Raw genomic sequence first — 6,005 nt, 5'->3', positions numbered from 1 at the left:
GCGCCGCGTTGCCGCGCTTTTTGGCCAGCTTGATCAGCAGCGGCACCTGCACGCTGTCGCGACCTGCGCCATGGCCGACGCCATAGATCAGGCTCGGACAGATAATGACGGGACGACAGCCCTTCTCCTTGAAACCAAGGATGAACTCGTTCAGCGCGACCCGTGCCACGCGTGCAGGCGATGGCGTGATCGGCGTGTCTTCGTCGAAAATATTGTCGGAGCGCTCGCCGCGAGCGCGTGTGCCGACAATGCTCGAACCTGACGTATGGATGAAAGGTTTGCCGCTTCCCGCAAGCGCATCGAGCATGGCGACAACGGCGCCCTTGTGATCGGCGCTTGCGGCATTGACGACGACGTCCGCCTCGCGCGCCGCGCGCGCAAGGACATCCGCGTCATCGAGGGTGCCCATCAATGGCTCGATGCCATGGGCGCGCACGGCGCCGGCCTTGTCGGCAGAGCGAACGAGGCCTGTGACCTGATGGCCGGCAGCCGTGAGATGCGTGGCCACCGATCCGCCGATATATCCCGATGCGCCCGTGCAGAAGATTTTCATGCGCAGCCACCCGCCTTCGCTGAGCTTCCCTCAGCTCATCCGAGGTGCTTTTTGAAAAACTCCGTCGCCCGGCCCCAGGCGAGCTCGGCGGCCTGACGGTCGTGCACGGCCACGCGCTGCTCGTTCACGAAGGCATGTTCCGCGTCGTAGCGGAACAGCTCGAGCGATTTGCCGGCGTCCTTCATCGCCTTTTCGAAGGCGTCGACCGCGGCCGGCGTGCACCAGTCGTCCTTGTTGGCGAAATGCGCCTGCAGCGGAATCTTCACGTCGGCGGGCTTGGCAGCCTGTTCCGGCGGGATGCCGTAGAACACGACGCCTGCCGTGAGCTCTGGAATCTTGGTCGCGCCGATGATGGTCACGGCGCCGCCGAGGCAGAAGCCGGTGAGCCCCACCTTGGCGCCGTTGCGCACGAGATATTGCGCGGCGCCGCGTACATTTTGAGTGGTGGCGTCCATGAAGTCGAGCGAGGTCATCTGCGCGTTGGCCGCATCCGTATCGTGGTACGGCACCACGACGCCCTTGTAGAGATCGGGCGCGAGCGCATCGAAGCCGGCTGCCGCAAAGCGGTCGCATAGGCCCTTGATGTTCTCCGATAGTCCCCACCATTCCTGCACCACCACCACGCCCGGCGCGTTGCCGCGCGCGGCATTGGCGAGGTAGCCGGCGGTTTCGTTGCCGTCCGGCCGCTTGAACGTGATGTGGGTGCCCATGGGTTCCTCCGGACTGCTTCCTGCAAGTGATGCCTTGGCCATTTTGGCGGCTGCAGGAGCCGGACGCAATCGTCTGTCGGCGCATTGCTGCGCCCAACAAAAAAGCCCCCTCAGGGGCTTTTCCGAACTTCGTGACAAGAACGCCGAGCTCAGTGGGCGTTGGCCCAGACCTTCTTCTTGGTGAAGTAGAGGAGCACGGTGAGCAGGATCAGGAACACGAACACCTGCAGGCCGAGCTGCTTGCGCGCCTCCATGTGCGGCTCCGCAGCCCACATCAGGAACGTGGTCACGTCCTTGGCGTATTGCGCGACCGTGGCCGGCGAGCCGTCGTCATAAGTGACCTGGCCGTCGTTCAGCGGCTTCGGCATCTTGATGGCGTGGCCGGGGAAATATTTGTTGTAGTGCGAGCCCTCAGGCAGGTTGAAGCCGGCCGGAGCCTTTTCCTCATAGCCCTGCAGCAGCGCGGCAACGTAGTCCGGACCCTGCTCCTGATACTGGGTGAAGAAGTCGATCAGGAACATCGGAAAGCCGCGCTTGTAGGAACGCGCCTTGGCGATCAGCGAAAGATCCGGCGGTGCCGCGCCGCCATTGGCCGCGCGGGCCGCCTGCTCGTTCGGGAACGGCGACGGGAAATAGTCGGCGGGCCGGCCCGGCCGCTCGAACATCTCGCCCTGATCGTTCGGGCCGTCCTTGATCTTGTAGTCGGAGGCGAACGCCTGGGCCTGCGCCACCGAATAGCCGGGACCGCCGGCTTCGGCGAGGTTGCGGAAGGCGACGTAGGACAGGCCGTGGCAGGAGGAGCAGACCTCCTTGTAGACCTTGAGGCCACGCTGCAACGCGCCGCGGTCGAACTTGCCGAACGGGCCGGAGAACGACCACTTCTGTCCGGGCGGCTTGTCGCCGTGATCGTCGGCGCGTGCGTCGTGCGCGCCGCCCACCAGCAAGCCGCCGGCAACCATCAGCGCGATCACGGTCGACACCATCGGCGCCGACTTGCCGCCGGTCTTGGCCAGCACATCGTCGGCGATCGAATTCGGAACCGGACGCGGCTTCTCGATCCGGGAGAGCAGCGGCAGCACGATCAGGAAATAGGCGAAGTAGCAGACGGTCAGGATGCGGCCGACGATCACATAGATGCCTTCCGGCGGCTGGGCGCCGAGATAGCCGAGACCGATGCAGACGACGACGAACATCCAGAAGAACTGCTTGGCCAGCGGACGATATTTCGACGAGCGCGTCTTGGCGCTGTCGAGCCAAGGCAGGAAAGCCAGGATGATGATCGCGCCGAACATCGCAACAACGCCGGCAAGCTTGTTCGGGATCGAGCGCAGGATCGCGTAGAACGGCAGGTAGTACCATTCCGGGACGATGTGCGCAGGCGTCACGCCGGGATTGGCCGGGATGTAGTTGTCGGCATCCCCGAGATAGTTCGGCATGTAGAAGATGAACCAGGCGAAGAACAGCAGGAAGCAGGAGACGCCGAACATGTCCTTGATGGTTGCGTAAGGCGTGAACGGCACCGTGTCCTTTTCGCTCTTCGGCTCAACGCCGGCCGGATTGTTCTGGCCCGCGACGTGAAGTGCCCAGATGTGCAGCACGACCACGCCGGCGATCACGAACGGCAGCAGATAATGCAGCGAGAAGAACCGGTTCAGCGTCGGATTGCCGACGGCATAGCCGCCCCACAGCCACGTCACGATGGTCTCGCCGAAATAGGGCACGGCCGAGAACAGGTTGGTGATCACGGTAGCGCCCCAGAAGCTCATCTGGCCCCAAGGCAGCACGTAGCCCATGAAGCCGGTCGCCATCATCAGGAGATAGATGATGACGCCGAGGATCCACAGCACCTCGCGCGGCTCCTTGTACGACCCGTAATAGAGGCCGCGGAACATGTGGATGTAAACGGCGAAGAAGAACATCGAGGCGCCGCTGGCGTGGATGTTGCGCAGCAGCCAGCCGTAATTGACGTCGCGGACGATCAGCTCGACGGACTTGAAGGCGAGATCGGCATGCGGCGTGTAGTGCATCGCCAGGATCACGCCGGTCAGTATCTGCACACCCAGCATCAACGAAAGGATGGCGCCGAAGGTCCACCAGTAGTTCAGGTTACGCGGCGTCGGATACGCCACGAACGAGGAATGCATGAGTCCCATGATCGGGAGGCGCCGTTCGATCCACTTCAAGGCGGGATTGGTCGGCTGGAAATCGGATGGTCCGCTCATTGATGCGATCCTGAGGAAGTAAGACGACGCGACGGGTTAAGGGGCCTCGGACGGGCGTCCGAGCCCTTAGCCGATCTGGATTTTGGTGTCGGAAACGAATGAATAGGGCGGGATCGGCAGGTTGGCCGGCGCGGGCCCCTGACGGATGCGCCCCGAGGTGTCGTACACCGAACCGTGGCAGGGACAGAAGAAGCCGTCGTAAGCGCCCTCATGCGCAATCGGAATGCAGCCGAGATGCGTGCAGATACCGACCACCACCAGCCACTGGTCATGGCCCGGCTTGACCCGCTGCTCGTCGCTCTGCGGATCGGGCAGGCTCGATACGGCCACCTTGCGGGCCTCCTCGATCTGCTTCTTTGTCCGGTGGCTGATGTAGATCGGCTTGCCGCGCCAGAACACCTTGATGTCCTGTCCTTCGGCGATCGGGGTCAGGTCGACCTCAATCGGCGCACCGGCCGCGATCGTCGAGGCATCCGGATTCATCTGGGAAACCAGCGGCCACACCGTGGCAGCCGCGCCTACGGCGGCGACGGCTCCCGTTGCAACAAAAAGGAAATCACGGCGTGTCGGATGGTCCGCCGAAGACGCTGTCGTCACGATTCCAAGCCCTTTCTTAATCTGCAGCCAGCGGAACCGCCCCGGGCGCGCCCATTGCGACCCGGAAGAGGCTGCCGGCGCCCGCGGCCCCCGCGGCGGCAGAAAAACCGCTATTCCTCCCCCAATCCGGCGGAACAAGCAGTCCAGAATCGTTCTATTGGCACCCTTGCCGAGAGAGCGCAAGCCCGCTATCGGCTCGCAAACGTGCAATGCACTAAATCCGCGCCCGACCGTGATTATTCAGTCATTCATCCCGCGCGTCCAAAGCCTCGACACATGCACATCGCCCTGTTCCAGCCTGATATTCCCCAGAACACCGGGACGATTCTGCGCCTCTGCGCGTGCCTGGGCGTGACCGCCCATATCATCGAGCCGGCCGGGTTTGCGACGTCCGACCGGCATTTCCGCCGCGCGGGAATGGACTACCTCGATCACGTCGCTCTCACCCGCCATGACTCATGGTCAAAATTCGAGCAATGGCGTAACGAGGCGGGGCTCCGGCTGGTCCTCTTTACGACCAAGGCCGCCAGTTCCTATCTGGATTTCAGCTATAAAAGTGATGATGTCCTGCTGTTCGGCCGGGAATCCGCCGGGGTTACCGACGAGGTCGTCGCCGCCGCTGATGCGCGGCTGGTGATCCCGATCAGGCCCGCCTTGCGCTCGCTCAATGTGGCCATGGCAGCCGCCATGGCAGTAAGCGAAGCGATGCGTCAGACGGGTTATCCGACTGCGGTCGAGATCGGACCCAGGGAGAAGGTGTGAGCTACGCCGTCAAAGAGATATTCCTGACCTTGCAGGGCGAAGGCGCGCATGCCGGCCGCGCGGCGGTGTTTTGCCGATTTTCCGGCTGCAATCTCTGGAGCGGCCGCGAACAGGACCGCGCCAGCGCCACCTGCCAGTTCTGCGATACCGACTTTGTCGGCACCGACGGCACGCTCGGCGGCCGCTTCGCCACGGCGGACGAACTGGCGGACGTCATCGCGGGGCAATGGACCGGCGAGAATATCAACCGCTACGTCGTCCTCACCGGCGGCGAGCCGCTGCTGCAGGTGGATCCTCCCTTCATCGATGCGCTGCATGCGCGCGGCTTTGCCATCGGCATCGAGACCAACGGTACGATCGAGCCACCCGAAGGAATGGACTGGGTCTGCGTCAGCCCGAAAGCCGGCGCCGAGCTTGTGGTGCGCCGCGGCCATGAATTGAAGCTGGTCTATCCGCAGGCGGGCGCCGCGCCGGAAGACTTTGCGGAGCTCGATTTCGAGCGTTTTTCGCTGCAGCCGATGGACGGGCCCGACGTGATCGAAAACACCGCGCGCGCGGTCGACTACTGCCTGCGCCATCCGCAATGGCGGCTCAGCCTGCAAACACACAAGACACTTGGGATCAGGTAGCTTGGGATCAGGTAACTTGGGATCAAGTAACTTGGCATCAGATGGGATTTAGATTTTCAAGATGTGGGAACTGACGAAATCATTTCGCTTTGAGGCCGCGCATTCCCTGAAGGGCACCACCTTCGGCGCGGCCAGCGAGGAAATTCACGGCCACTCGTTTCGCGCCGAAGTGAGCGTGCGCGGCATTCCCGATCCGGAAACCGGCATGGTGCTCGATCTCGGCTTGCTCGAACGCAGCATGGAAGAGATCCGCAAGACGCTCGACCACAAGCTCCTGAACAAGGTCGAGGCCCTGGGGACGCCGACGCTGGAAAATATCTCCCGCTTCATCTGGGAGCGGGTCCAGCACGCCGGCCAGATCACCCGCGTCACCGTTCACCGCGACAGTTGTAACGAGAGCTGCACGTATTTCGGGCCGCAGGGCTAGGGAGATACATTTTTCCGTCATTGCGAGCGAAGCGAAGCAATCCATCGTGCCACGAAAGGAATGGATTGCTTCTGCGCTTCGCTCCTCGCAATGACGGAGAGGAAG

7 protein-coding genes are annotated in these 6,005 nt (G+C 63.0%); 3 read left to right on the top strand and 4 right to left on the bottom strand.

The annotated features are described in order from the left end of the window. From HCN50_RS32250 to petA, 4 genes are all read right to left on the bottom strand, one after another. Positions 1-553, bottom strand: a 553-nt coding sequence (locus HCN50_RS32250) for an NAD-dependent epimerase/dehydratase family protein (RefSeq protein ID WP_171713908.1), incomplete at its 3' end; no start/stop codon positions are given. Positions 554-588: 35 nt separating this feature from the next. Next, entirely contained in the window at positions 589-1,263 is a 675-nt protein-coding gene (locus HCN50_RS32245; RefSeq protein ID WP_171713907.1) for a dienelactone hydrolase family protein, read from the bottom strand. A 149-nt stretch (positions 1,264-1,412) separates the two neighbouring features. Beyond that, a complete protein-coding gene (locus tag HCN50_RS32240; protein ID WP_171713906.1) occupies positions 1,413-3,485 on the bottom strand; it encodes a cytochrome c1 in 2,073 nt (690 codons plus the stop codon). 66 nt (positions 3,486-3,551) lie between these two features. Further along, positions 3,552-4,082 carry a ubiquinol-cytochrome c reductase iron-sulfur subunit gene (gene petA / locus HCN50_RS32235; RefSeq protein WP_171713905.1) on the bottom strand — a complete coding sequence of 177 codons (531 nt, stop codon included), beginning with the start codon at positions 4,080-4,082 and terminating at the stop codon, positions 3,552-3,554. A 276-nt stretch (positions 4,083-4,358) separates the two neighbouring features. Between petA and HCN50_RS32230 the strand changes: the two genes are divergently transcribed. The 3 genes from HCN50_RS32230 to HCN50_RS32220 all read left to right on the top strand — a co-directional run bounded on the left by HCN50_RS32230 (position 4,359) and on the right by HCN50_RS32220 (position 5,900). Further along, positions 4,359-4,844: a tRNA (cytidine(34)-2'-O)-methyltransferase gene (locus tag HCN50_RS32230; protein ID WP_171713904.1), complete on the top strand. Its 486-nt coding sequence runs from the start codon at positions 4,359-4,361 to the stop codon at positions 4,842-4,844. Continuing rightward, a complete protein-coding gene (queE, locus tag HCN50_RS32225; protein WP_171713903.1) occupies positions 4,841-5,473 on the top strand; it encodes a 7-carboxy-7-deazaguanine synthase in 633 nt (210 codons plus the stop codon). Before HCN50_RS32230 ends, queE begins: the two co-directional genes overlap by 4 nt. A gap of 61 nt (positions 5,474-5,534) precedes the next feature. Continuing rightward, positions 5,535-5,900 (top strand): 6-pyruvoyl trahydropterin synthase family protein, encoded by a 366-nt coding sequence (locus HCN50_RS32220; RefSeq protein ID WP_171713902.1) that lies wholly within the window; start codon positions 5,535-5,537, stop codon positions 5,898-5,900. The last annotated feature ends 105 nt before the right edge of the window (positions 5,901-6,005 follow it).

The sequence above is a fragment of the Bradyrhizobium archetypum genome, assembly GCF_013114835.1.
Taxonomy (GTDB): Bacteria; Pseudomonadota; Alphaproteobacteria; order Rhizobiales; family Xanthobacteraceae; genus Bradyrhizobium; species Bradyrhizobium archetypum.
This window is presented reverse-complemented; position numbering and strand designations above follow the sequence as displayed.